The organism is Fructobacillus tropaeoli (assembly GCF_001047135.2).
Taxonomy (GTDB): Bacteria; Bacillota; Bacilli; order Lactobacillales; family Lactobacillaceae; genus Fructobacillus; species Fructobacillus tropaeoli.
This window is the reverse complement of sequence record NZ_DF968086.1, coordinates 15,808-40,969: the sequence shown is the minus strand read 5'-3', so window position 1 is coordinate 40,969 and position 25,162 is coordinate 15,808. Positions and strand designations below refer to the sequence as shown.

The 25,162-nt window shown below is 43.2% G+C and carries 20 protein-coding genes and 1 pseudogene; 20 read left to right on the top strand and 1 reads right to left on the bottom strand.

Annotated elements, in window-relative coordinates:
* The first annotated feature begins 216 nt into the window (after positions 1–216).
* The 8 genes and pseudogenes from AOQ32_RS06950 to AOQ32_RS06910 all read left to right on the top strand — a co-directional run bounded on the left by AOQ32_RS06950 (position 217) and on the right by AOQ32_RS06910 (position 9,259).
* Complete coding sequence (locus AOQ32_RS06950; protein WP_059394182.1) at positions 217–432, top strand: helix-turn-helix transcriptional regulator; 216 nt, start codon at positions 217–219, stop codon at positions 430–432.
* A 20-nt stretch (positions 433–452) separates the two neighbouring features.
* On the top strand, positions 453–1,256 hold the full coding sequence (locus AOQ32_RS06945) for a replication initiator protein A (protein WP_059394181.1): 804 nt from the start codon (positions 453–455) through the stop codon (positions 1,254–1,256).
* 317 nt (positions 1,257–1,573) lie between these two features.
* Complete coding sequence (locus AOQ32_RS06940; protein WP_059394180.1) at positions 1,574–1,873, top strand: hypothetical protein; 300 nt, start codon at positions 1,574–1,576, stop codon at positions 1,871–1,873.
* Positions 1,870–2,595 carry a ParA family protein gene (locus AOQ32_RS06935; RefSeq protein ID WP_059394179.1) on the top strand — a complete coding sequence of 242 codons (726 nt, stop codon included), beginning with the start codon at positions 1,870–1,872 and terminating at the stop codon, positions 2,593–2,595. Before AOQ32_RS06940 ends, AOQ32_RS06935 begins: the two co-directional genes overlap by 4 nt.
* Before the next feature lies 1 nt (position 2,596).
* On the top strand, positions 2,597–2,854 hold the full coding sequence (locus tag AOQ32_RS06930; RefSeq protein WP_059394178.1) for a ribbon-helix-helix domain-containing protein: 258 nt from the start codon (positions 2,597–2,599) through the stop codon (positions 2,852–2,854).
* A 21-nt stretch (positions 2,855–2,875) separates the two neighbouring features.
* The gene (locus AOQ32_RS06925) at positions 2,876–3,139 is read left to right on the top strand and encodes a hypothetical protein (RefSeq protein WP_059394177.1); all 264 of its coding nucleotides are present in this window, start codon (positions 2,876–2,878) and stop codon (positions 3,137–3,139) included.
* Positions 3,140–3,605: 466 nt separating this feature from the next.
* Positions 3,606–4,130 (top strand): annotated as a pseudogene (locus AOQ32_RS09200) (1,4-beta-N-acetylmuramidase); the annotation flags it as partial.
* 404 nt (positions 4,131–4,534) lie between these two features.
* Positions 4,535–9,259, top strand: coding sequence for a SpaA isopeptide-forming pilin-related protein (locus AOQ32_RS06910; RefSeq protein WP_059394175.1), 4,725 nt, complete (start codon positions 4,535–4,537; stop codon positions 9,257–9,259).
* Between the two features lie 218 nt (positions 9,260–9,477).
* Here AOQ32_RS06910 and AOQ32_RS06905 read toward each other — a convergent pair whose 3' ends face one another.
* Positions 9,478–10,359, bottom strand: a complete 882-nt coding sequence (locus AOQ32_RS06905; protein ID WP_059394174.1) for a hypothetical protein — start codon at positions 10,357–10,359, stop codon at positions 9,478–9,480.
* Positions 10,360–10,800: 441 nt separating this feature from the next.
* Here AOQ32_RS06905 and AOQ32_RS06900 point away from each other — a divergent pair, with 441 nt between their 5' ends.
* The 12 genes from AOQ32_RS06900 (at position 10,801) to AOQ32_RS06845 (ending at position 25,034) form a co-directional block, all read left to right on the top strand.
* Positions 10,801–11,028 (top strand): hypothetical protein, encoded by a 228-nt coding sequence (locus AOQ32_RS06900; RefSeq protein ID WP_059394173.1) that lies wholly within the window; start codon positions 10,801–10,803, stop codon positions 11,026–11,028.
* A gap of 87 nt (positions 11,029–11,115) precedes the next feature.
* The gene (locus tag AOQ32_RS06895) at positions 11,116–11,919 is read left to right on the top strand and encodes a hypothetical protein (RefSeq protein WP_059394172.1); all 804 of its coding nucleotides are present in this window, start codon (positions 11,116–11,118) and stop codon (positions 11,917–11,919) included.
* Positions 11,920–11,921: 2 nt separating this feature from the next.
* Complete coding sequence (locus tag AOQ32_RS06890) at positions 11,922–12,233, top strand: hypothetical protein (RefSeq protein WP_059394171.1); 312 nt, start codon at positions 11,922–11,924, stop codon at positions 12,231–12,233.
* A 146-nt stretch (positions 12,234–12,379) separates the two neighbouring features.
* Positions 12,380–14,602 (top strand): VirB4-like conjugal transfer ATPase, CD1110 family, encoded by a 2,223-nt coding sequence (locus tag AOQ32_RS06885; RefSeq protein WP_158531877.1) that lies wholly within the window; start codon positions 12,380–12,382, stop codon positions 14,600–14,602.
* 15 nt (positions 14,603–14,617) lie between these two features.
* The gene (locus tag AOQ32_RS06880) at positions 14,618–15,241 is read left to right on the top strand and encodes a hypothetical protein (RefSeq protein WP_059394169.1); all 624 of its coding nucleotides are present in this window, start codon (positions 14,618–14,620) and stop codon (positions 15,239–15,241) included.
* Between the two features lie 52 nt (positions 15,242–15,293).
* On the top strand, positions 15,294–15,509 hold the full coding sequence (locus AOQ32_RS06875) for a hypothetical protein (RefSeq protein ID WP_059394168.1): 216 nt from the start codon (positions 15,294–15,296) through the stop codon (positions 15,507–15,509).
* Positions 15,496–16,824, top strand: coding sequence for a hypothetical protein (locus AOQ32_RS06870; protein WP_059394167.1), 1,329 nt, complete (start codon positions 15,496–15,498; stop codon positions 16,822–16,824). The genes AOQ32_RS06875 and AOQ32_RS06870 overlap by 14 nt, the downstream gene beginning before the upstream one ends.
* A 63-nt stretch (positions 16,825–16,887) precedes the next feature.
* Positions 16,888–19,224 (top strand): phage tail tip lysozyme, encoded by a 2,337-nt coding sequence (locus tag AOQ32_RS06865; RefSeq protein ID WP_059394166.1) that lies wholly within the window; start codon positions 16,888–16,890, stop codon positions 19,222–19,224.
* A 27-nt stretch (positions 19,225–19,251) separates the two neighbouring features.
* A complete protein-coding gene (locus AOQ32_RS06860) occupies positions 19,252–19,782 on the top strand; it encodes a DUF3801 domain-containing protein (RefSeq protein WP_059394165.1) in 531 nt (176 codons plus the stop codon).
* 1 nt (position 19,783) lies between these two features.
* The gene (locus AOQ32_RS06855; protein ID WP_083994457.1) at positions 19,784–21,613 is read left to right on the top strand and encodes a VirD4-like conjugal transfer protein, CD1115 family; all 1,830 of its coding nucleotides are present in this window, start codon (positions 19,784–19,786) and stop codon (positions 21,611–21,613) included.
* A gap of 44 nt (positions 21,614–21,657) precedes the next feature.
* Complete coding sequence (locus AOQ32_RS06850; RefSeq protein WP_059394164.1) at positions 21,658–22,209, top strand: hypothetical protein; 552 nt, start codon at positions 21,658–21,660, stop codon at positions 22,207–22,209.
* 71 nt (positions 22,210–22,280) lie between these two features.
* A complete protein-coding gene (locus AOQ32_RS06845; protein WP_059394163.1) occupies positions 22,281–25,034 on the top strand; it encodes a toprim domain-containing protein in 2,754 nt (917 codons plus the stop codon).
* Positions 25,035–25,162: the final 128 nt, after the last annotated feature.

Sequence of the window (25,162 nt, the reverse complement as noted above, 5' to 3'; positions counted from 1 at the left end):
GGCCTTATACCAAGCCTCGGAGCGATTGTTTACTTACGTTGTTAATTTTAGGGTTGCACGTAGCTTGTAAAATTAAAGTTAACAGGGGAGCTTTAAACCGTTATTCAGTAACGGTTCTCATCGACTTAGGTGTGCAGAATAAGCTAATTTGTTAGCTTATTTTTTTTTGCACTTTTTTATCGAAAAATAAATACATTCTAAATAAGGGTACATATCATGAAACAACATATTGGGGAATTTGTTAAGGAATACCGTCAGTCTCACGTCTTATCACAAACTGAGTTTGCTAAGAGCGCTGGCACAACACAAAGTTTAATCTCTGCTATTGAACAGAACAATTATGGTCGCCATTTAAATATGCGAAACGCTGAGAAATTGGCGAAAGCTATGAATATGACTTTAAGTAAGTTACTAGAGAAAGTTGATTTTTAGATTAACAACGGTCCGTTATTATGCAGCGAATATCATTAGAACAAGTTAAAACATTTGAACAGTTTTATCGTCTTCCAAAAGTCTTTTTCACTTCTGAAAAATATCAGGATATGAAGCTGGAATCAAAAACAGCTTACGCCATTTTGCGAGATCGTTTTGAGTTGTCACTTAAAAATGGTTGGATTGATGAGGAACAAAATGTCTATTTTGTTTTTACGATCGCTGCTCTTCAAGAAATCTTGGGTTGTGGTAATAAAAAAGTTATTGCAATTAAACGCGACCTGACTAAATTCGGTCTTCTAGAAGAGGTTCGTCAAGGGCTAAACAAACCAAATAGACTATATCTTGGAGCCGCTAACGATGAAAATCCTCTAATAAAAGACGGAGAAGGCTTGGGAGAACCGGAAGTGTCAAAACGACACTTCAAGAAATGTCAAAATGACACTTCAAGAGATGTCAAAACGACACTTCAAGAGATGTCAAAACGACACTCTAATGATACTGAGTATAGTGATACTTACTTAAATCATACTGAGATTAATTCTATTGATGATGAAGATGATGACTATGTATATACGCAAGCGCAATCAGACATTGACCTGTTGGTTGACCAATACATCGACGAAACGGATTCTAAAATGTCGCAAGTCAAAAAAAGAACGCTTGAACAACTAAAGAATCAGTATGGTGCTTTGCTTGTTAGTGAGGCAATCACCAAGGCCGCTAATAACGATTCGGCTAATATGGTCTATATTCAACGTTGTTGTGAAACACTTGACCTTGAAATGAAAAAGAACTTTCCAGGGTTGGAGCCATTTGAATAGTTCCTGTGATTAAACGAATCATTTAATTATTTTGGCCCCGGGGAAGGCCATCTAAAAGCCGTCCTTGAACATTGAAAACTGAAAAAAACCATCGTCCCGATTAGTGCTGCTATGGATAAAGTGAATAGGGGAGATGGATGCTGAGCCTAATCGCTCAGTCCAGCAGCCAACACCAAACAAAAATTTGGGGAGTTTGCCGTTACTAGACTTAAAACGGTATGTAAAAAAAAGCAGTCGGCCCTACTGACATGATTTGGTCAGTAAGAGTACAGCTAACGCCATAATGATGGCCGTGTATGCCTAAGGAGGTAGTAGAAATGCACGAATTAACAATTAATGATCTTCGCCGTTTAGGACGAATTGGAAATGTCGAAGGCGTGTTAAATAACGGAAAGAAAGGGAAGGTAAAGGCCGATGGCTTTTACTTCATTCGCACAGACGCCGTGATTAACGGCATGTCTGCAGCAGTTGCTTTTAAAATGCCCTTTGTCAAAGCGCTTTCACAGTTATATTCCTTGTCACAAGGACGTATTCTTATCGCTAAGCGACAAGGAGGCCACTTAGTTGCCACTAAGGAGTATGGTTCTCGATTCGCACCTAAAGGAGATTTAACATGAAAATAATTACCGTCAATGTCAATAAAGGTGGTGCTGGTAAAACCACCTTAGCTTTTAACTTAGCTGAATACTTAAAAAAGAATCATCGAGTGCTTTTATTGGACTTTGATGACTCAACCAACTTAACCAACCGATACGGACACTATACGAACTTAAACAACACGGTTGTCAATCTATTTGAGAATGGTGATGTTTCACCAATTAAATTGGGTGATAACTTTGATCTCATTGCCGGGCATAGCTCAGTCGAACAGTTAAAAGAACGCTTGAACTCACGAAGGCGTCGCGAGTATATCTTTGGCAAATGGTTAGCGCTTAACGAAGAAAAATTATCCAAAAAGTATGATTACATTGTGATCGATACTGAGAACGATGAAGGCATTTTAACGCAAAACGCTCTTATTGTTTCGGACCTTGTTCTAGGAGTTGCTGAGGCCTCTAAAGATTCTTTCTTAGCTATAGTTGCTTTAAAGAAGTTTGTGCAAGAGCTAAATGATGATTTTAACTCAGAAATAAAGCTAGCTTTAATTGCTAATAAGATCAACTTGTCAGAAAATGCTTCTAAGGATCTCTTAGCTGAGTTGCAGAGTTACCCTGAGTATCTCGGTTATCTACCAAGAAGAACAAGGATTGCTGACGATAAAGCCGTTTTTTCAACCACTGATGAGGTCTTGAAAGAACAGTTGCGAGCAATCTTTGAGAAAGTAATTGAGGTGGTATAAGATGACCAAGGGAACAAACAAATTTGCGCAATTCTTAGATAATGAGCCAACCGGTAAAAAAGCAACAACTGTAAAAAAGAGGGAAACTGTCAAGCAGAAGTCAGGATCCTTATCCACTTCTGGAACCAAGTCTGTTCGAATCAACTCGGATAATTATGCCGAGCTAATTGAGTTGAAAAATAAGACCGGCGTTCCATTGTTACACTTATTAGATCAGGCTGTCGCTTCTTTTATCGAGCAGGAAAAAAGAAATGATTAGCCTAGAAAAAAGGAGATCATCATGCTGCGATTAAAAGATATTCGACAAATTGCTTACAACCACACCGCTGTTCCTACTGCTAAATTAGCAGATGGGGTCATTTATGATTTGCGTGCAGATCGATTAGTCGGTCCGGCACAAATTGGAATCATTCATGGAAAGGAACATGAGGTTCGTATGTCCTACAAGTTGAGCGATAAGTGGCAAGAAATCCAATCGATCAAGGTTGGTAAAAAGCTGATTGCTGTTCGTGATGAAGTAGGAGAACTTGTTTTAAAGCAATAAAAAAGCATGTACACTTAGCTTCTGTTCTAAAAGAAGTTGAACACAGAGACAAGGAGTAAACTATGGCCGATTTTTTCGCTTTCGACTGGGAATGGTCTGATATACCAGGCTTTCTATGGCAGTGCATTCTCTTTCCATTTCGAGCTATTTTGATCATTATTGGGGCCATCTATTGGTTCGCTCAATTATTGATTGGATTAACAGTGATGGGAGTGGTTTTGTTCTTCACCATTCCAATTGTTATCTATATCTTTTGGTTCTGTGTTCACTCAGTCTTTCCTAATATTATGTAATTGTATTCAGGATCACTTTTCATCAGAACTTACTAAGTATTCAGAAAAAGGAAAAAGGTTTAAAAATGACATTTGACGTATCAATTCTTACCAAAAAAGTACCATTTATGCTTGCTGGTGCAGCCGCTGCTGCCATGTTTGCAGGATCAACGGCCCATGCCGCTGACAGTAACGCGACTGGTTACGTTTATTCACCAGAAGTTTCGACTGCTAATGGTGGTTGGAACTGGCTCGAAAACGGTAAGCCTTACACGGGCTTCCGCTATCATGCAGGTACCTTCTACTGGTTTGTTGATGGTGTTCGCCAAAATGAAGGTTGGCGCCAAGCATGGGGCTTGACTTATTACACGGATCAAGATGGCCGTGCCGTTCAAGGTAACCGTATCATTGGCGGACAGGTCTTCAACTTTGGTGATGACAACACTTATTACCAGCGTCCATTGCAAGGTTACATTTGGGATAACTCATCAGCTAATGGTGGTTACCGCTGGTATGAAGATGGTCAACTCTACACAGGCTTCCGCTACTATACCGGCACTTATTACTGGTTTATCGATGGGGTTCGTCAAAATGCTGGCTGGCGTCAAGCTTGGGGTCTGACTTACTACACTGACCAAGATGGTCGTGCGGTACAAGGTCAAGTAACCATTGATGGCACGAACTATGATTTTGGAAACGATGGTACTTTCTATCTTCGAGTTCCAGGAACTAAGACGGCGACAACCCCTGGTATTGGTGGTGCACCGGAAGCTGATAAGAGTCCAGATACAATTGTGGCTCCTGTTACGACCACTTCAGAGCCAGAACAAAAGCAGGCAACTGCACAACCAGCAGCTACTAACACTAACCAAACAACTGCCCCCGCTACTTCAACGACAACCCGTACCTATACCGGCTGGGTTAAGAATGAAAAGGGTGATGTTATTTGGACAAAAACGGACTTTAGCACTATGAAGGACGCTGAGACTACCACTACTGACTATATGAATACCCACATGTGGGATGAAGGTGATATGGAACCTTATAGCTATGGTGCATATTAATAATTAGCTTACTTAAAGACACTCTATGGAGTGTTTTTTTTATTTGAAAGGAATTACTTATGGAAAACGCACAACCGCGACAGCACTATAAGCTGTATAAGTCTGGAAAGTGCTGGATTACCGCAATGGTATCTAGTCTTTTTTTGGCAACGATTGGCGCTATTAATGGGGGGCCGGCTCATGCCGATGAGTTGCCACAAGATGGAAAGGTTTCCTTTGCCGGCCCGAACCCAATTCAAGGGCATATTCAATTTTCTGATGGACACAATGACCCTGTTTTGAACATTCGAGTGAATGATCAAGTTGTCTTTTGTATCAATCCTTTTGCTCACTTGAAGGGGGGCGAATACGCCTCAAGCGCCCAGGGGCAACAAGATTTAACTGCGAACTACTGGCAATCGTTGACAAAGCAACAACAGAACTTGATCAATAATGCTGCTTACTTAGCGCAAGCTCAAGGGGCAGCACATGACAGTGAAACTTATTTCGCTGGACAATTGGTTGTTTGGTCGATTATCTCAGGTCAAAATGGGATTCCTGGTGTAATGGCCGGTTCTGACAAAATTGACTCAGCCGATATGCACAACGCCATTGGCGCAACCATCACTGGTTGGGACTCCAGCGTTGTTGGTTCCGGGGCAATTACCAAGACTGAACAGATTTTGAACAATGCCGCTGCTATGGGACAACGACCCAACTTCTCTCCGGCCCCATTGAACATCTTAGCTGGTCAGTCCGGGACTGTTACTGATACCAACGGTGTTCTGCAACAGTTTAAGAACATTAATGGATCTAATGGACTTTCTGCGTCCATTAGCGGCAACGACTTAACCGTCAATTCTGCTGATGACGCACAGGACGGTTCAATCCGTTTAAAGAATACAGCACGAGATTTATCCGACCAGCCTTATTATGTATATGGAACTTACGTCGGCAACGACTTGTCTAACCCACAACAGCCTGTCTTTGCAGCGAAGGACCCTAGTCGTAATTCGGCAGACTTACAAGTCAAGGTGAAGAAAGCCAACTTGAAAATTGATAAGTCAATTCTCAAGAATGGTGGTGTTTCTACTAAAGACTTGACCAACGGTAACTACTCATTGGCGAACAACGTCTTTGAAGTCCACAAGGACACGGCAGATGGTGAAGTCGTTGCCACAGTCACAACCGACGCCAATGGTACTGCCGAAACCGGTAATGTTCTTGCGGCTGGTAAGTATGTGGTCACAGAAAAGCAAGCCTCTGACGGTTTGGCTCGTACCTTCGACCCGGTCACGGTCAATGTTGACTCGGTCGATAATCTGGAAGTTCACGCTTCTGGAACCAATAAGGAAGTTACCGGTGGTATTAGTATTCAAAAGAAGGGTGCTGAAACCGGTACGCAATTGTGGAATGAAAATTACTCACTAGCAGGCAACGTCTTTAAGATTCATAAGGGTGACATTAATGGCGAGGTAGTTGATACTGTCACCACTGACGAAAATGGTTATGCCAAGACCCGTGAGGACTTGCCACTTGGTCGTTACGTCGTCGAGGAAGTTCAAGCCTCAAAGGGCTTCCAAAAGACCTTTGAACCAAAGACCGTTGACATCAACTATGAAGGCCAGGACAAGCAAGTTGTTCTGTCAATGACTGATGGAACCAACCAGGAAACTAAGGGCCGTGTTCTGATTGATAAGTCTGGTGAAGCAACCGGTAAGAACATGATCAATGAACACTACACCTTGGCTGGTAACGAATTTGACGTGATTGACTCAACTGGAAAAGTTGTGGATCATGTCACGACTGACACCAATGGTAAGGCGGCTTCAAAAGACTTGCCATTGGGGAAGTACACGATTGTTGAAACGAAGGCCTCGGAAGGATTCGCCAAGACTGCAGCCCCTAAAGATGTGCAGTTGAAATACAACGGGCAAGATATACCAGTAGTATTTGATACGGCCTTTGAAACGAACAAAGAAGTGACGGGCGGGATTAAGATTCATAAGGAAGGTGCCGAATCAGGGAAGACCCCTTGGAATGGTAACTACTCTTTGAAGGATAATGTTTTTGTTGTTCATAAGGGCGACATCAATGGCGAAGTAGTCGCTGAAGTTTCAACAGACGCAAATGGTTATGCTGAAACGAAGACGGATCTTCCACTTGGACATTATGTAGTGGAAGAAAAGCAAGCTTCTCAAGGATTTTTGAAAACCTTCATTCCGCAAGACGTTGACATCACTTATGCTGGTCAAGAGTTGTCAATCGTGATCGCTTCAACGGGCGGAACTAACCAGGAAGTGAAGGGTCAGTTGATTATTGATAAGTCTGGCGAAAAGTCAGGCAAGAACATGATCAATGAACACTACACATTGGCTGGTAATGAGTTTGACATCTTAGACGAGCAAAACAACGTCGTTGATCATGTGACAACGGACTCTTCTGGAAAAGCTTACTCAAAGTCTGACTTGAAGTTGGGTAAGTATACAGTTGTCGAAACGAAGGCCTCTGAGGGATTTGCCAAGACGGCAACCCCACAGAAGGTCGAATTGGCTTACAACGGCCAACAAACTCCGGTTGTCTTTGATACGGCTTTTGAAACCAACAAAGAAGTCACGGGTGGCATTACCATTCAAAAGACCGGTGCTGAAACCGGTACCCAGATGTGGAATGATAATTACTCACTGGCAGGCAACGTCTTTAAGATTCATAAGGGTGACATCAATGGTGAAGTTGTTGATGAAGTAACGACTGACGCAAATGGTTATGCCCATACACGAGAAGATTTGCCACTCGGGACTTATGTGGTTGAAGAAGTTCAGGCCTCAAAGTGCTTTGTGAAGACCTTTGAACCAAAGACTGTTGATATTACTTATGCTGGACAAGATAAGCAAGTTGTTCTTTCTTTGACAGATGGTACTAATCAAGAAGTTAAGGGCAAGATTGTCGTTGACAAGTCTGGAAAAGAATCAGACAAGAAGCTCTGGAATGGTAATTATTCTCTTGCCGGAAACGAATTTGATGTTCACGAAAACAACGAACTAGGCAAGGTTGTGGCCCATATCACCACTGATGAAAATGGACACGCTGAAACCGACGCTAACCTGCCACTTGGTGATTATGTCGTCACCGAAAGCAAGGCTTCAAAGGGCTTTGTGAAGACCTGTAAGCCACAGAAGGTGACATTGAAGTATGTTGGCCAAACGGTTGCTTTGGTGGCTGATTTGGCTCGTGATACGAACCAGGAAGTTACTGGATCCACGTCTGTTATCAAGCAAGATAAGCAGACTGGTGACAAGACACAAGGACGGGCAACCTTTGCTGGTGCAGAATACACTCTGTACCACGCTGACGGAACGCCGGTTAAGTGGAGCGAAGCAGGACAACCTGTTCCTGAAGTAACCGTTGGTAAGAAGGTTAGTCGTGACAACGTGACCCTGCGAATTGATGAAGATTTGAACCAAGCTGGTGTTAAGCATTTGGCCTTGGGTGACTACTACTGGAAAGAAACCAAGGCGCCTGAAGGCTACCAAAAGGATAAGGAACAGTACAAGTTCTCAATCAATTATCAAGACGAGTACACACCGGTTGTAACCAACGAGGAAACGTCGAAAGAACAAGTGATTAACTTCTCCTTTGATGGTTTCAAGTATACCCAGTCGCCAAGTGGTAAGTCTCAGTCAGGCTATGATGGGATTCAGCTTTCTTTGATTCCAATTAATGGTACCAAGGGTGAGAAGCAAACGGTCACAACTCATACAGACGCAAATGGTTACGATGGCTACTACAAATTTGACAATATATCTTACGGGGATTACGAATTGTGGGAAGAAAATGCACCAGAAGGCTACCAGCATATTGATCCGCTTTATGTTCATATTGAACTAAACGCGGACAAGACGGCTTATGTCTTTACAGTTACGGAAAAGGGACAGTCCACTCCGCTAAAGAAGATGACGGTACCGGTTTCTAAGATTGATGAAGGCACGGGGAATGTTTACCTGTCAAAGTTGTTCTTGTTTGATAAGTCAGAAGACACGAAGAGCTGCAACGGTGGGGGCAATAATCAACCGGTTATTAACATTACGAATAATAACCAGTCGAATGCCACAGCTAACCCAGTCGTTAACAACCAGTCGAGTTCAAACTCTCAGTCAAACCCAGCGATTAGCAACAACCCGCAAATTTCCAACAATAACCAGCAGCAGCAAGAAGAAAACCAGCAACAAGTGCATGGTGATCAAACGGTAACACAAACTGGTGCTAGTCAAAAGTTAGATGGGCCAACGACAACCCAGAACGGGGGCAATGTTCAACAAACTGTTGGTGATCAAAAGACCGAGCAAAGCCAAACTGGTCCAAATGCGACTCAGAACGGTGGTGATGTTCATCAGACAGGCGGCAGCCAACATCAGGAAGGGGCAACCATCACGAATACGCCTCAAATCACCAACAATAACAGTCAACAGCAGCAGCAACAGCAACAAGAGCCAACTGCTAAGCCAGCAGAAGCGACGCAAGTCAAGACCTCGGTGCAACCGGCAGCTGAGCAACAAACAGCGCCAGCAACCGAATCTGTGAGCCAAACAGGTAAGTCTACTTACTCAACGCCAGCCACAGCTACAAAGTCAACACGTAGCACTGCTCTTCCATCAACGGGAAAGAAGAATTCTAACCAGAAGGTTACGTTGCTGGCATTGGCAACGGCTACCGCGGGGGCTATCTTTGTCTCAGGTAACTTTGCCAAGGTTAAACAATTGAAGCGCAAGAAGGCACGTTTGGCAACGGCTAACAAAACTGCTTAATTGGTCTTAGCCGTCGATTTAAATTAAATGTGCAGTAAAAATCGACCGAAGTAGGAAAGGTAAAAGATAGATGAAAAGTGAAAAGTTAGCAGCTAGGGGATTGTTATTATTGATGTTGATGTTAGCATTCCTTGCCTTGTGCCTAATTAACTGGAGAATCTATTTATTCGGTATGTTTGCTCTGTTTCTATCTATTTGGACAGGAATTTGGTGCTATCTCAAGATTTGCTATATTTTTGATCGAGATAATCGTAGTGAATTTTAGCCTCAGATAATGAATTGTAAGAACATATTCTGTGATATGCTACTTTGTCTGGCAATACTTTCTTGTAAACAAGATTGTCTTTATCGAGTAGCTTTTGTTCAATAGTTGCTTCATATACAATGTAAAAAGCAACACCTGATACGGGAATAATATATTTTAAAATTCCTATTTCCTTTTTTTGTGATTCATCGGGCATGTAGGTAAATGAACAAATTGAATTATAGTAGCGTAAGTAAGTGCCAGAAAATATTGGTGTAATCCCTGGATATTTAATACTTCTTGAATAAATAGCCTGTAGTAATAAAAAAATTGTTAAAAATAGGTTTCCCCAAAACAACACGTTCTCACATAAAGTTACAGTGTCAGTAACAATGAATTGTCGTTCGTTTTGAAAAGTGTTTCCGTATAAAGTAGATATCAAGAAATAAATCGTCCAAAAGTTATAAATCAGTATTCTGACAATACTTAAAATAGGACTAACTCCAAAAGTTACTGACCAGTCGCGTGACGGTTGATGATCTACATCGGCATACAATGATCTTTTAATTGGTAAACGGGTGGTTACTTCCATACAAAATATTGTAAATAATATTCCAATAATCATCCAAAAAAGAATCGAAGGCATGTGAGCAATAATAATTATTGTCATTTGATTGAATAGAGGAAGAAATGGTATTCCCTTTACTGATAAATTATTATGAACGGCCTGTCCAAGATTTAATAAATTGAAGGCAGTGACGTATAGGATTGCGTTGGTTAAAGTCCACCAAGAAATTCTGATGCGTTTTTCTGTCCATTCTGAAAGGTCCTTAAATATACTATAAATAAGTGACATTAGATTTCTCCTTACATGTATTCTCGTCGATATTTTAGTTATTATTCAATATATCTTGGCATTAACTGTTTTGCAAAAAGATTCTATGAGTGACGCATTTCAAAAGTAAACGTAATTTCAGAAAACACCGCAATCAGCGGGACTAGCTGAACAGTCAAAGCAGGAACAGACAGTTTCAACCGTAAAGCCAGTCGAAGCTGTTTAACAATCAGCCCGACGAGCATGCCATCAACCGAGGAAATATTCTTGACATGGTGTTTTAATATTAAGAAAAATATTGGTACTAGTTGGAATAACCATATTATTCGAAATGATTTCAAAAGGAAAGGATCTGTCGAGCTGAGTCGGCAATCCTTACTCAGCGAATTTAGCAATATTACCAAAAGCAACGAATAAATTATTCGTTGCTTTTTTATTTGAAAAGAAAGAGAGTTTTAACTCATGGAACTTGTTACACGTTTAATTGGAATTACTGGAAGTGTCTTGGTTGTTATTGGATTGGCCGGAGTGCTCTTTGGTTACCAAAAATGGTCCGAAGGAAACAAGAATGACGATCCCAACAAGATTGATTCTGGCTTGAAGGGCATGATCAACGGAGGGGTCATGGCCGCTATCTCAACAGGGGTGACGGCAAGTATCATTGCCACACTCAGTACCATTAGTTTCTAACACATACAAGATACAGGACGGTTCCTTAAAACCCGCACGGGGTGAGAGGCCCGTGCTACATAAGCATGAAGAAAGGAATGAGAATGTATGTTTTTATTTAAATCAACCATCAGTAAAGATGAGTTAAATAATTTGACCTCGTCGATGGCCGAATATAACTCGAATACCAATGATTGGGTCCAAGCCATCGTCCACTCAATGATTCCAATTGCCTTGGCAATTTTAGGTGTCTGTTTTTTAGTCGAGTTCACCAAGACTAGTGAGCGTTTTCGCGAAACACAGGGGACACCCATTGACTCAGAAATCATGATGCAAATGGCGCTCAAGTATGTCCTAACTTTTCTCGCCATCATGTTGGCTTCTCAAATCATTGACGCAGTGCTTTGGGTTACAAATGTGATTGGTAAGAATGTGGCCACCACCGGTGGTTTATCTGGCCACAATGGTCCCGAAGAAAATGCCTTGTTCCAAGCGTCGAAGGTGAAAATGAACTGGGCACAAAAACCTTTGTTCTATACGATTTTCGCCCTGCATACTTGTGCCTTTGTGGGTATTGGTTTGTTGGCGAAGATCCTGATTTTCTTGCGTTTCATTACCCTTTGTATTTTCAAGGCTATCTCGCCGATTATTGTTTCACTGGGTATGACGACGGACTTCAAGTCGGTGGTCATCAACTTCTGGAAACAAATTATGGCCATCTCTTTGCAGAGTGTGGTCTTAATCATCGTCTTGAAGCTTTACCCAATGTTTCTCTCAGATGATAGCCTTTCGGAAACCGTTACTTTTGGTGAATGGGTTCCGGTGGCGATGGGGGCATTTTTGAAATTGATTGCCGTCGTCTTTGTCATCATTGGTTCACAAAATCTTAGTCGCCGACTGTTAGGAGTTTAATCATGGCCCAAAGTGAATTTTATACTGACTTATCGAAATATGAGACACGTATGTTTAATGGTTTAGTCACCAATCAACAATTTAAATTAGGACTTAAGGCCTTGCCAATTTGTGCGGCCATCGTCGTTGTCGAAATCTTTGTTCCACCACTGCTGCGACACTTCACCGCCTTTATTTTGGCCACCTTCTTCTTATTGCCCATCATGCTGAAATGGGTTGGCTATTGGCCCAAAATTAAACGAAGTTTGGACTTTTACTTCATCGTCAAAGAACGTCGCTTTCGATCAACTGAAAAAAATAAAGGAAGGAATTAATCGTGTTTACTAAAAAGAAAAAGAAACAAAATAAGCCTCGCTTATCCGCGAGAGAATCTCGAAAAAAGGCACGGCTTGAAAAATTAAAGCCCAGCACCCAAGATACCTTACGTTTTGAACGGCTTTATGATAATGGCTTGATTAAAGTGGCTGAAAATCAATTTTCACGTCAATACCGACTAAACGATGTGGCTTATGAAGCTGCCGGTGAGACCCAACAAGATGGTGTTGTTTTGTCTTATGCCAAAGCGCTGAACTCTTTAGATCATCATGACGCTTTTGAACTAACGGTTGTCAACGAACGGGTCGGGGAACGAGCCATTCAAAACTTACTAATGCCCTTGACTGGTGATGAAAATGATATTTATCGTTCCGAGATCAATCAAATTATGGCGCAAAAGTTTACGACCTCTGAAAACGAGTTCCAAGTACGTCGTTATATTACATTGTCCGCCGATTCAAGGAATGCTGAAGAGGGCGAAAAAGATATTAACAAGGCCGCGAAGGACTTTACCCAACGGTTCCAAGAAAACGGGATTGATCTTCGTTTTGAAAGTCTTAATGGCAAGCAGCGGGCTCATGTTTTGAACTTCATGACCAACCCCGGTGACGAACTACCAATTCGTGACCTGGACATTGCTACCAGTAATAAGGACGCGGTTGCCTCTAAAACGATGGACATTGAGTCGGGCTATTTAAAAATTAACGATAAGTTTGCCCGAATCATGTATATCCATGATTATCCAAAGCTGATGGAAGATAAATTAATTCGCGAATTACTAAGGTTGAACCGCGAGATGGTTATCTCAATCCATGCGGAACCTTACAACATGCAAGAAACCAAGCGAAAAGTTAATTCGATTGCCACGCAAAATAAGATTGATATGCGCCGACAACAAAAAGATAACTTTAAAGACGGAATTGGTGAAGACATGGTTTCGGGTGCTGCCTTGGAAATTAAAGATTCCACGGCGGCCTTGCAGGCTGACTTCAAGGACAACACGCAAAAGCTCTTTTCGGGAACCTTTACTATTATGATAATGGCGGACAGTAAGGAAGATTTACGCACTGCTACAAACGATATTAAGGGAGTTGGCCAAGGGCAAGGGGTCAATATTGAAAGTGTTTACAACTATCAAGAAGAAGGCTTTAACACAGTCTTACCTATTGGACACGCGGTGTTAGACAAGTTGCCAACTAAAGAGTTTATGCGGGACATGACGACTCTCAACGTGGCAACGCAGGTACCTTTTACTTCCGTAGAATTGCAAAGTCCCCATGGTGAGTTCTTTGGTCAAAACCAAATCTCAAAAAATCTGATTACCATTGATCGAAAGAACCGAGACGAATTAATCACCCCATCTGGTTTGATTTTAGGCTCGTCTGGTTCTGGTAAGTCAGTGGCCACTAAGTACCAAATCCTGAACACACTACTCAACCACCCCGATGATCGAATTGTGATTGTGGACCCGGAATCCGAGTATCTGCCAATTGGCCGTGCTTTAGGTGCTGAGATTTTGGATATTTCGACCGGAACCGATAACCACTTGAACATTTTAGACTTGCCCAACCGTGATGACCTGGATAATGAAGATCGTAAGTTAGATCTTTACAAGGAAAAGACCAACCTGTTAATCTCTTTGCTCTCAGATGTTATGCCGTTGACCCCTAGTGAACGAGGAATCATTGATCGCGTCACTCAAATGACCTATGCACGCTATCCGAAGCCAACCTTAATGGATTGGCAAGATGTTTTGGACCAGCAAGAAGATGAAGCAGCGGCTGAGTTGTCAAATGCCATGTTCCCTTATACCAAGGGGGCGCAGAACATTTTTGCTTATGAAACGAATATCGACTTGTCCAACCGTTTTATTATCTTCAACACGAAGAGTTTGGATTCCACGATGAAGCCTTTTGCCATGAAAGTTATTTTGGACCAGATTTGGAAACAAGTCGTGTCTTACCAAAACAAGGCCACTACTTGGCTTTACTTTGACGAGATTCAAGTTAATTTTGAAACCGACGACAATGCCCAATGGTTTACAAACCTCTGGGCGCGTGTCCGAAAATATGGTGCTATTCCAACTGGTATCACGCAAAATATTATTACCTTACTGACCAAGAACGCGGGTCAGAAGATGATAACAAACACCGAGTTTATGATTTTGTTACGGCAAAAAGGTCCCGACCTGCAAATGATGTCAGAAACCCTAGGCTATGATTCGGTTCTACTAAACCAATTCTGTGGTGGCCGTCCGCCAAAGGGAACGGGCTTAATCCAGGTTGATGGAATCATGATTCCATTTGAAAATGAAATTCCCAAGAATACCAAGTTGTTTGAGCTACTGAACACTGATGTTCGTGCTTAACAGAAAGAGAGAACGATGTTAGATAAAAAGAAACTCAACATAAAGGCCCGGGTAAAAACGGTCTGTACCTTATTCTTAGGCTTGGTTTTAGGCGTTGCCTTTGCCAGTGCGGTGATTACGCCCTCGCATAAGCCCAGCTCAAAGACGAGCACCTCAAAAACACCGAGTTCAACAACCCTTAGTTCAAAGAGCGTAAAGAATTTTTTGATGGCTTATTATACGCGGAAGGATTTAGGTGAGAACCGTAGTCGCTATCAAGATTATATGACCAAAAACGCCTATCAAAACACGGTCAAAACAGAGGACCAGCCAACAAATGCAGTTTATAAAGGCTTTGTCGTGGACCAAGAATTTGAAAGTGCTGATATTTTCATTGACGCTGATAAAAAGCAAGCCATCGTGACGGTCAATTACGTGAACCAATCATTGACGAAGAAAGATGATCGTTCAACTGGCGTACGCCAACACAAGACGGCCACACTGCTATTGACCTATGTTAACGAAAACGGCAAATTGAAGGTCAATGATATTCGTCCTAAGAAATTGACGGATAACACGGATACACAAAACCAGCAAAATGTTCAACAGGAACGGAACAATGCGCCGGTCAAAGATGACAACAACGATATAGCAGATTAAGTAGGACTCAAGACAGAATGGGTCTTTTTTTATTGATTTATTGGAGGTAGAAATGGCAAAGAAATCAGGACGCACCTTGTCGAAGAAACAACGAATCGACAAAGAAATCGATCAATTGGAAGAAAAGTTGGCACTTAAAAAACAAGAACAACAAGCGCTTAATGATCAATTGATTCAAGAAACGATGGCGGAAAACGATATTAAACCAGAGGACCTGTTGGCAATTATTGAAGAGAAAGCAAAGGAGCGAGCAAATGGGGTTGATTAGTTGGTTATTCCCGGGCGTTAGAAGCAAGGGTAAAAAGAAGAAGAAGAAGCGTGGCGATGACGTATGGACCTATTCTATCCGCTTTGGTCAAAGCATTGATGACCTGGACTTTTCAAGCCCTGAAGATCTCGCTAATGAAATTGAGAGCTTGAGTCAAATCATGGAACGGTCTGGTGAGACGGACCAAATCGTGGCCAAAAAGGAAAATCAAGATGGCGTGGTGATGTTTGCCGAACTGTTTAACTTACCGCTAGAAGTGGAAGTCGACGAACTAATGGACGGCTTTTATGGCAAGGAACGTCTGCCATATGATCAACGTCTGATTAACGGCATTCCCGATGACAGCAAGATTGACCCTTACGAGCCCGCAGAAGAAGTCGATCAAGAAGAAGCGGACCGGAAGTTTAAAGAACTGATCTACTATGCGCAACAGCCCAAACCCGCTGATGAGGACGAACCGGTTCAAAAAGCGGAGTCAAGGCAAAACGCTGATTGGTTACTGGAAAAGAATGAGGAAGAAACACAGGTGGGACAAGACGGATCATTTGAAGAAATACCACTAAACGCGACAAATGTGGAAGAAACGCGACAAAGCGCGACAAATGTAGCGAAAGTTCCACAAACTGCCACAAATGTGGCGAAAGCGCCACAAAGTGCGACAAATGTAGCCGTCGCTTCTCCCAACGATGAAAAAGAATCAGAAATTGAAAGCTTACGTCGTCAGGTTGCCGAGAATGAGGGCAAGGAATTAGAAGCGTTGCGTCGCCGCGTGCGGGAACAAAACGACATCATTCGTTCGCTAGCGGATGACCAAGAAACGCGACAAAGCGCGACAAATGTAGCGGAAACGCCACAAAGTGCGACAAATGTGGAAGAGGCACAAGACCAGATTCTAGATCCTGAAAATGATGTGGTCGCCAATGTGATTAAGTCCTTAAAGGCTGAACAAAGTAAGTTAGCTAAAGAAATTGACATTGATCGCACGGCAGAAATTCGCGAGGCTGTGAAGGCGGAGTCGGCCGAAGCATTGCAACAGGCTCAACATGAAGCTGAAGCTGAGGTTGAACAGGAACGTCAAGAACGGGTATCTTCTGAAAATGCTCGCCACGACAACGCCATTGGTCAAATTGAAGCTGACGCCGAAAAGCGTTTAACCACTTTGAAGAAGAACCTGCCAATTGAGCTTGCTGATAAGGCAGCCATCACACTAAAACAACGGTTGGCTGATGAAGAAAAGGCGCAAGCTCAACGTCAAAAGGAAAAGGAAGTGCTTGAACAAAAAATTAATGACGCCCTAGCGTTATTTGATAACTAAACACAGTAAAAAGGCAGCCATGGGCTGCCTTTTTAATACATAAAACAAGAGGGAGACGAGACCGTGAAATCAGAAAAGGATAATAGGATCAAACGTAAGTTTTCAAGCCGACGCACGCAAAAGCAACGGCTGGAACGACGTTTAAAAGATTATGAAGGGTCGAGTCCACGTCAAGCTCGGTTAGAAGCAAAAGCCGAATTTAAAAAACGCCGTAAAACACGTAAAGAACGTGAAAAAGAGATCGTCAAGCGACACGGTCGTGACGCCGTCAAAAAAAGAAATGTCTTTAGTAATGTCGAAACGAAAAATGCTAAGAACGTTAATAAGCGCCTGAAAAAACAAGACGATACCTATTTAGGCAATCGAATTAAAAGTAGTATCAAAACAGGGGTTCAACATAAGGTCACCAGCTCTTCTGCGCAAAAGTTAAAAGCCCAATTACGAAACGACGATGTCTTAGCTGAAGGAGTCGATACTTACGATAAGGTCCAACAAGGGAAATATTACGGCCGCGTAACCAAAAGCACAGGAAAGGTGACTGGTAAAATTGGCAAAAACCTCATCACGATTCCTTATGATGGCGCTGTTCGAACCAAGAATCTATTGCGCGGTCGTGGCTTTCAAAAGACGCCTTATGAAAAGCAATTTTTTGGCTTACGGAAGCAGACCAGTCAAGCCCGTCGGAAGTTGCAACTCAAAATGCGACGACAGGCTCGCCGTTTTGCTGGGCGGTACAAGAAGACGACGAAGATTGGACGTTTCTTTGGCCGCCGTTTTAAAAACATTTTTGGTGATCTGTTTGGGAAAGGAATCATGCGCTCTAAGATTGTTTGGGTTTTCATCGGTCTTTGTGCATTCTGTTTAATTCTTGCTGGGGCTACTGGTATGCCTGGCCTGAAACAAGACAACCAAGAAATTAACGAGACCTGGCTGGCGCTGACCAAAGAAGACGCTGAGCACACGGATTCGACCCACCGTTACTTCACTGATTGGCAGCCTTTCATGTTTCAATTGAATGGTATGTTTGGAGACTTTGATCCTAAGGATACCAACCAAGGGGCTGGTTATCAAAAGTTACGGAAGTTTGATGATAAGGGGACTTACCCCGTTGTCTTGACTAAGCTCTATGAAGAAACCCATAAGAAGTCAAAGGCGTTGACCTCACAAGAATTGATGGACGGAAAAAACGAGGACGGTGAAAAGGCCGCCGACATTATCCAAAACCCTTGGTTTGTGATGAACAACGACGTGCGTGATGACATTGACGCCTCAAGACGCATGGGCTTTTCGGTTTTGGGGCATGAACTAGCCGATATGCAAGACAACCCAGAAGACAAACCAGTTCAAATTGCCCGGCGATATGGTTATGAAAAGGTCAACGACAAGACCGAACTTCACGATGGGAACACCATTGTGGTGACGCCAAACCAAGCGGTTAAAGCGCCGCTAGCTGGTAAGGTGTCAGTCTTAAATGACCATGCCATTAGGATTTTCATTGATAAGGGCCATGATTTAGTGGTTGATGGTTTGACCAACTTTCGGGCTTATGACGGCCAAGAGATTCAAGAAGGCGACATACTCGGTGACGCTAGTTCCAATCAGTTAGAGCTACAATACAAACTTTGGAACAGTTATGAAAAAGAGTGGTTCTCGGCTAACGTTGGCTTTTATTTTAGAAAAGTAGAGTTCTTGCAGTTCACCTCAATCGTTGATGATGACTTTGACCCATCTTCTAAGGTCGAAGACCGTGCACTGACCATTTGGCAGCACTTGAAAGATAAGGGCTACACCATGGAAGGGGTCGCCGCTATGATTGGAAACTTTGCTGTTGAAAGTAATATCAATCCAAAACGAGCCGAAGGGGACTACCTCAAGGCGCCCGTAGGTTCTAGTGATAACTCCTGGGACGATGATAACTGGTTGAACATGAGCGGTCCGCAAATTTACGATGGACGGTTCCCAAACATCGTTCATCGAGGCCTTGGTCTTGGACAGTGGACGGACGTCGCCCCCGGTCCTGGGGGTCGAAACACGGCTTTGCGAGAATATGCTAAATCAAAGAATAAGAAGTGGTATTCCTTGACCCTGCAAATCGACTTCATGCTAGAGGCCGATAGCGGGGCCAACATTGCCAAAAACATTCTCTCAACTAAAAACACGGACGTCGGTGCTTTGGCCATCCAGTTCCAACAGTCTTGGGAAGGAAACCCCGGCGATAAAACAGCAGAACGTGTGCAAGCCGCCTTGAACTGGTTCTCATACTTGCAAACTCACGGCGACGACAAGACAGAAGCTGATAAGAAGAAGTCGGACCAGAAGAAGGAAAGCGAAAAGAAGGCTAACGACACCATTAAGGAAGTTGAAGACGCCGAGAAGGACAATCGAACCGTATCTTGGTAAGACCTTTAGTAAAGAAAGGAAATTGTAATGGAACAACAACAAGTAATGAACCGTTTCTTCTCAGTTGGAGAAACCTCAATCAAAGGAGTGTTAGAAGCCCTTGCGAAATTGACCAAATTGGAGCTTCGGGATCTTACGCGCGCTCTTTGGCTCAAGGCGCGCCCGATGACAGGCGAGCAAAAACTCTACCGCTTTATGGCTGAGAAGTCGATGAAAGAGGTGGTCACTTTGCCGGATAGCTTTAATACCCCGGCCAACTTGGAGGAATTGAAGAAATATTTGGCAAAAAAAGGCGTTCCCTTTGCATATGCAAAAAATGGGGATCGAACGGAGCTCTTCTTTCAAGTACGCAATGAACGAGTGATTCGTTCGGCACTAGCGGATATGTTGGAAGACATTCAAAACCCCGACCACGACTTGTGGGAGTGCTTAAACAAAAAAAGTCCGAAGACCGCGGCGGACCGGCTCAAAGAAGCGAGAGCCGAGCGTGCCAGCCAACCGCACAAACAAGCTACAAGGCCAAAGCAACCCATGCACCCAACCATGAAAGGAAGATAAAATGGATCCACAACGACCTTATAAGAAACGATTACGGCCACACCTCATTTTGGGCGGCTTTCTGGCTGTCTTTTTTTATTGGGCTGGTAATTTTGTCAGTCACTTACCAGGGCAAACCTTTGGTGAAAAAGAGTTGGCCTTGTTTAACTACACGCCGGAAGTCCAACAAATGCTTTCTCATTGGCCACTTTACTTCATGCCAACCCTTGCCGGACTAATCACGGCCATGGTGGGTTTCCTACTCGGACTCATGCTCTACGCCCATGGTAATGATCGTGGGGTTTATCGAAATGGGGAAGAGCATGGTTCGGCTCGATACGCTAACCAAGCCGAAATGGATCGACTCAAAGACCCCGTGCCTGATAATAACCTGATTTTGTCACAGAACGGTCGAATGGGTTTGTTCAATCGAAATCTTCCTCGCCCGGAACAGCGTAACAAGAACATGTTTGTGATTGGTGGTGCTGGTTCGGGAAAGACCTTTACCTTTTTAAAGCTCAACCTGATGCAAATGAATTCGAGCTTTTTAGTCACCGACCCGAAGCGCCTCTTAGTCCGCGAACTTGGAACCATGTTGCGGCAACAGGGTTATCAAATTAAGGTCTTTGATCTGTCTCGTTTGACGGATTCGGACCAATTTAATGTTTTCAACTACATGCCAACGGAACTTGATGTCGATCGGGTTTTGGACAGTATCTCCATTGCAATCCAGGACTCAGACCGTAAGAAGGACTTTTGGCAGCTTGCCTCAGATATGTTGGTGCGTTCTTTGATTGCTTTGCTTTGGTATGACTCACGCGATAATAACTATCAAGCCGACATCTCGATGGTGACCGAACTCTTGCGTGGTCTGCAAAAAGACGGCGATGATGAGGAACCCAGTGATACGGAATTGCTGTTCGCTGAACTGGAAAAGTCCCACCCGAATAACTATGCAGGGAAACAATTTAAAAACTTTAAGTCGATTGCTGCAGCACCTGAGACCCAAGCGGGTGTGATTGGGAATGCTGTTTCAGTCTTTGCTAGTTTCGATCACCAGCAAGTTACTGACATGATCAACAAGGACACCATGGACATTGAGTCTTGGAACGAAAAAAAGACAGCGGTCTTTGTGCATATCCCGGAAATCTCGGCTTCTTATAACTTCTTGGCCTCACTGCTGGTGACCACGTCGATTACGGTTTTGTCACGGAAGGTCGATGAAGTCAACGAAGGAATTCGTCAGACCAAAGATGGCAAACCCTTACTGCATTTTCGGTACTGGCTGGACGAGTTCGCCAATATTGGGAAAATGCCTCATATTGATAAAGCCTTAGCCACCTTGCGTTCTCGTGAAATGTCTCTGGTGATTATCTTGCAGGCTTTAGATCAGTTAAAAACGATGTATCAAAAGGGCTGGGCAGGACTTTTAGCGACTGCCGACACTTTGATCTTCCTAGGTGGTAATGAAAAAGAAACCACCGAATATCTCTCGCAGCGTGCGGGAAAGCAAACCATCAATATCCGAAATCACTCGATTAACAGCGGACGCAATGGTTCTGAAAACCGCCAAACACAGGCCCGTGATCTGTTGACCCCAGATGAAGTGGCGCGACTCGATAACCGAAAAGCCCTGGTCTTTGTCAATGGGCGCAATGTTTATATTGATGATAAATATGACACGCTGGAACACCCACGTAAGGACTTGTTAGCTAATAGTCCAAAAGATAAAAACTGGTATCGCTACAAGCGCTTTAAAGATGATTATGAACGCATGAAATATGCCGCTGTGACGAACCCATCCATTGGTTTTGTCGATATGGGTCAAGTCAGTGGCACAGTTGAAAGTTAATAGCTAGATTTGTTACTTAACTATGTATCATTAAAGGAGAAAAAATGATCGGAGAATTTAGCATTATGACTTGGACTCAACTTGGTGGTATTTTAGCCTCTTTGGCAGCAATTGCTGGTACATTTTATAAAATGTACCGTGATAATAAAAATTTGACTAAACAATTGGAAACCATCTCTAGACAGAATGGAACCGTTGAAAACGCGCATGAAAAGATTTTGGATAAGCAAAGTAATTTTAGTGCCAACCAAAGGGAGCAACTCATTAACTTAACCAATAGCGTTGGTGCCGTGCGGAAGTCCGTTGAGGAGGAGGCACTTTTACGAATGCAGATTCAAGCAAATGATCAGACTGCATTTGATGCGGTGAGCAATTTGCAAAAATATCTTAGCAATACAAAGGACCAAAAAGAGGCCCAAATGATGAAAGTAGTTGAGTTAAAAAGGACGATCGAAAAGCTTGAAGAGGAAAAGAAGGCTTTGCAAACTGAACTTAGTCAAGTAAAATCACGGAATTTAGAACTATCCCATGAAAACGCTAAGTTAAAGGCCGGTAATAATCCCAACCGTGGTCGAGGCCCAGTATTGCGACCATAAACCTAAATAGTGAAATGAATAGAAAGCCTACTAACTTGCTAGTGGGCTTTTTTGTTTGGAAAGGAAACAGAATGAACTTTAAAGAACGTAGTGCGCTAATTGAACGAGCCAAGACGATGTCCATCATCGACGTGGCCAAACAGTTAGGTATGGAACTCGAAAAAACTGGGCGTTCCTATCAATGGACCGAACACGATTCGCTAGTCCTTGTGCCCGACAAGAACAACTTTTATTGGAACTCACGCAGTGATGGTGGGGACGCCTTGAAGCTGGTTCAGATGGTCCGAGATGTGGGCTTCATTGAGGCCACGGAGATTCTGGGTGCGATGGAAGGCATTCCTTCTGATCAGGCTAATCAAGCAGTAGCACCGCGCGCACCCTTTGCGTACAAGCTAAAAGAACACAAGGTGATGAACGCTGGTGAAAAGTATTTAACCGAAGAACGGGGCTTGACTCAAGAAACAATCGACTTCTTCAGAGAACAAGGAGTCTTAGCCCAGGCCTCTTACACAACAGATTTTGAAAAGAAAAAGTCCGAACCGGTGTTGGTCTTTAAAGGACTATCCAACGGAGAAGTGGCTGGTGTTTCCTTGCAAGGCGTTTGGAAGAACGAAGCTTATGGCAAACGAGAACACCTCAAGTGCAATCTTGGCGACGGCTATGCTGGTTTTCGGGTTGCGGTTGGCTCACCGTCAAAGAACCCTAAAGAGCAACCCTTAAAGGTGAAAGCCTTTGAGTCGCCCATCGACTTGATGAGTTATTACCAACTTCATCAAGCAGAGCTAGAAGATACGCTGTTAGTGTCCACGAATGGCTTGAAGAAGGGGGCGATTAGTTATGCGGTGGCGGACTGGTTGAACCCGTCAATGGCCAATGAACAGAAGAGTCGTTTACTTGATTTTCTTAATGATAAGCAAACCTACGAGAAGGGAGCGATTAAAGTTGATTTGGCCGTTGATAATGATCAAGCTGGCCATAACTTCACCGAAAAGATTGGTTGGTCAAACCTAACTGTCACAGCCGAATATCCTCAAGGTACGGCGGGGCAAGCGATTAAAGATTGGAACGACGTCGTAAAACTAGCGAAGCAGGACAAGAATCCAAAAAGCCTTGATTCTGAAGCCTTAATAACTGACGAGTATCTTGAATCAAAAGGATTTAATAAAAGTACCTTAGAGGGAAGCGTGAATTCTCTTTTTGAGACTGCTTTTGAAGACGATGATTATATCGTTTTGCTTAACGAACACCTCGATCTAGATAGGCTGTATAGAGATGTCAGAGCTGAGTTCGTAAAGAGGCTTCCTGAAGAACCCGACTTTAACATGGACGTATACACCGATGAACTATTCGCGGATAGTGCCGCAGTAATCACTAATCACTATGTAAACTTACCAGCAGAAGAACTTCTGCAAAGCAAAACGAAAGTGAGTAATGAACCGATGACAAGAGAAACGAACAAAGAACTCTTTACGGACTACCAGCAAGCCTTTACGGACGTTCAAAGCTACACCAAGACCGAGCAAGCGAAGTGGTTATTGAAATTGGCAAAACAGCCAATGAATCCAGTTGTCTATGAGGACTTTCTTTACCCCGAAGGTATGGTGCCAGAAAATTGGCCTGTACAAGCTGGTGTGCCCTTTGATGAAGCGGCCAATCAGCAACAAGCCATTCTGAAAGCGATTGATGTAACGGCCCACACAATGGCAGACCCTGAGTTTGTGCAAGGCTTAGAGCTTGGAAACAGTCCTCACCCAGCCACGGCCAGTGAGGTTTACCAAGAACCTAGTCAGCTTTTCGATGACAACGGTAATCTTTATGATGATGAAATGGCTATGGGCGACCTCTTAAATGACATGAAGGATTATTTAAACCCACCCGTTGAACTAACTACCCAAGAAGCCGCCATTCTTAGTGCCGTTGACCCTCGTTTGATAAGCAATGCTCACCAAGAGACCGTCAGTCCTGAAAAGGTGGCAGAGCGTCAAAACGATTCTGCAATGAATCCACAAAGTCGCAAGGCCTTGAAGAGTATGAAGAAGTCCATAGTGAATGACGGCGCCTTGTCCATTGGTTACTTTCAAGGGGTTAAGGCCAAGATGTTAGAACTAGATCCTGACATTTTGAAGAAAACAATGGCCAGCGCTGGTGGCTGGGTTGCCGAAACCTTGACAACTAACGCTGATCTGGCCATGGCGGATAAACCCAATGAGTTTGACAACGTGCTAGTCACGGAAATGGTTCGCAACTTGAACTATCAAGACTTCAAAGAGGTAGCCCCATTCTTCTTTAACTACCAGGTTAGCCAGGAGGATATTTTAGCTACACCAATGGAGGCTAGTCCGCGTAATAAGATGGCCATTGAGAATGGTGGTTTAACTGATCATATTCGTTTTGAGCTACCGGACAGCTTGATACAAGCTAACGAAGGACTGGAACAAGGTGAAAAGAATATTCTTGCTTATAACCCGTTAACTGATGACATTTTAGCCATGGAAGGGGGACGCCCTGACTTGTTTATTATGAACAGCCAGTGGGAAGAGAAGGCCTCGATTGAACTAAGTGCCAGTGACCTTTTAGACCGTGCGCAGATTGGTATTCAAGATAAGGCTTTCCAGTTGCTTGAGCAATACGGTGAAAAGCAATACGCTAATGACTTTATCTCAATGAGTGAGGCCTTACAGTTGGAACATTCTGATTTAACTTTCTCAGATGACGAAATGAAGGCGGCTCTACAGGAGGTTGACCGTAACAAGGCCTTTGACGATCTCATTGACTGCAAAAAAGCCCAGCAGAAAGTAACACGAAAACGGGGGTTGAAAATGTAAGCGGATGTATTCAATTAACAAAAAGAAAAACCACAGCTATTACTGTGGTTTTTTATGTACAAGGAGAGCCTAAGCTAGTGGGATAATTCAAGGCTTATCCTGCCCGTGCTCATTTCCTATAAATAAAA

Excerpts from the sequence above, each read along its gene's own strand:
- AOQ32_RS06930 (WP_059394178.1), top strand. The coding sequence starts at position 2,597 with ATGACCAAGGGAACAAACAAATTTGCGCAATTCTTAGATAATGAGCCA.
- AOQ32_RS06860 (WP_059394165.1), top strand. The coding sequence starts at position 19,252 with ATGGAACAACAACAAGTAATGAACCGTTTCTTCTCAGTTGGAGAAACC.
- AOQ32_RS06855 (WP_083994457.1), top strand. The coding sequence starts at position 19,784 with ATGGATCCACAACGACCTTATAAGAAACGATTACGGCCACACCTCATT.
- AOQ32_RS06905 (WP_059394174.1), bottom strand. The coding sequence starts at position 10,359 with ATGTCACTTATTTATAGTATATTTAAGGACCTTTCAGAATGGACAGAA.
- AOQ32_RS06850 (WP_059394164.1), top strand. The coding sequence starts at position 21,658 with ATGATCGGAGAATTTAGCATTATGACTTGGACTCAACTTGGTGGTATT.
- AOQ32_RS06910 (WP_059394175.1), top strand. The coding sequence starts at position 4,535 with ATGGAAAACGCACAACCGCGACAGCACTATAAGCTGTATAAGTCTGGA.
- AOQ32_RS06950 (WP_059394182.1), top strand. The coding sequence starts at position 217 with ATGAAACAACATATTGGGGAATTTGTTAAGGAATACCGTCAGTCTCAC.
- AOQ32_RS06895 (WP_059394172.1), top strand. The coding sequence starts at position 11,116 with ATGTTTTTATTTAAATCAACCATCAGTAAAGATGAGTTAAATAATTTG.
- AOQ32_RS06900 (WP_059394173.1), top strand. The coding sequence starts at position 10,801 with ATGGAACTTGTTACACGTTTAATTGGAATTACTGGAAGTGTCTTGGTT.
- AOQ32_RS06925 (WP_059394177.1), top strand. The coding sequence starts at position 2,876 with ATGCTGCGATTAAAAGATATTCGACAAATTGCTTACAACCACACCGCT.
- AOQ32_RS06875 (WP_059394168.1), top strand. The coding sequence starts at position 15,294 with ATGGCAAAGAAATCAGGACGCACCTTGTCGAAGAAACAACGAATCGAC.
- AOQ32_RS06890 (WP_059394171.1), top strand. The coding sequence starts at position 11,922 with ATGGCCCAAAGTGAATTTTATACTGACTTATCGAAATATGAGACACGT.
- AOQ32_RS06880 (WP_059394169.1), top strand. The coding sequence starts at position 14,618 with ATGTTAGATAAAAAGAAACTCAACATAAAGGCCCGGGTAAAAACGGTC.
- AOQ32_RS06940 (WP_059394180.1), top strand. The coding sequence starts at position 1,574 with ATGCACGAATTAACAATTAATGATCTTCGCCGTTTAGGACGAATTGGA.
- AOQ32_RS06935 (WP_059394179.1), top strand. The coding sequence starts at position 1,870 with ATGAAAATAATTACCGTCAATGTCAATAAAGGTGGTGCTGGTAAAACC.
- AOQ32_RS06870 (WP_059394167.1), top strand. The coding sequence starts at position 15,496 with ATGGGGTTGATTAGTTGGTTATTCCCGGGCGTTAGAAGCAAGGGTAAA.
- AOQ32_RS06945 (WP_059394181.1), top strand. The coding sequence starts at position 453 with ATGCAGCGAATATCATTAGAACAAGTTAAAACATTTGAACAGTTTTAT.
- AOQ32_RS06845 (WP_059394163.1), top strand. The coding sequence starts at position 22,281 with ATGAACTTTAAAGAACGTAGTGCGCTAATTGAACGAGCCAAGACGATG.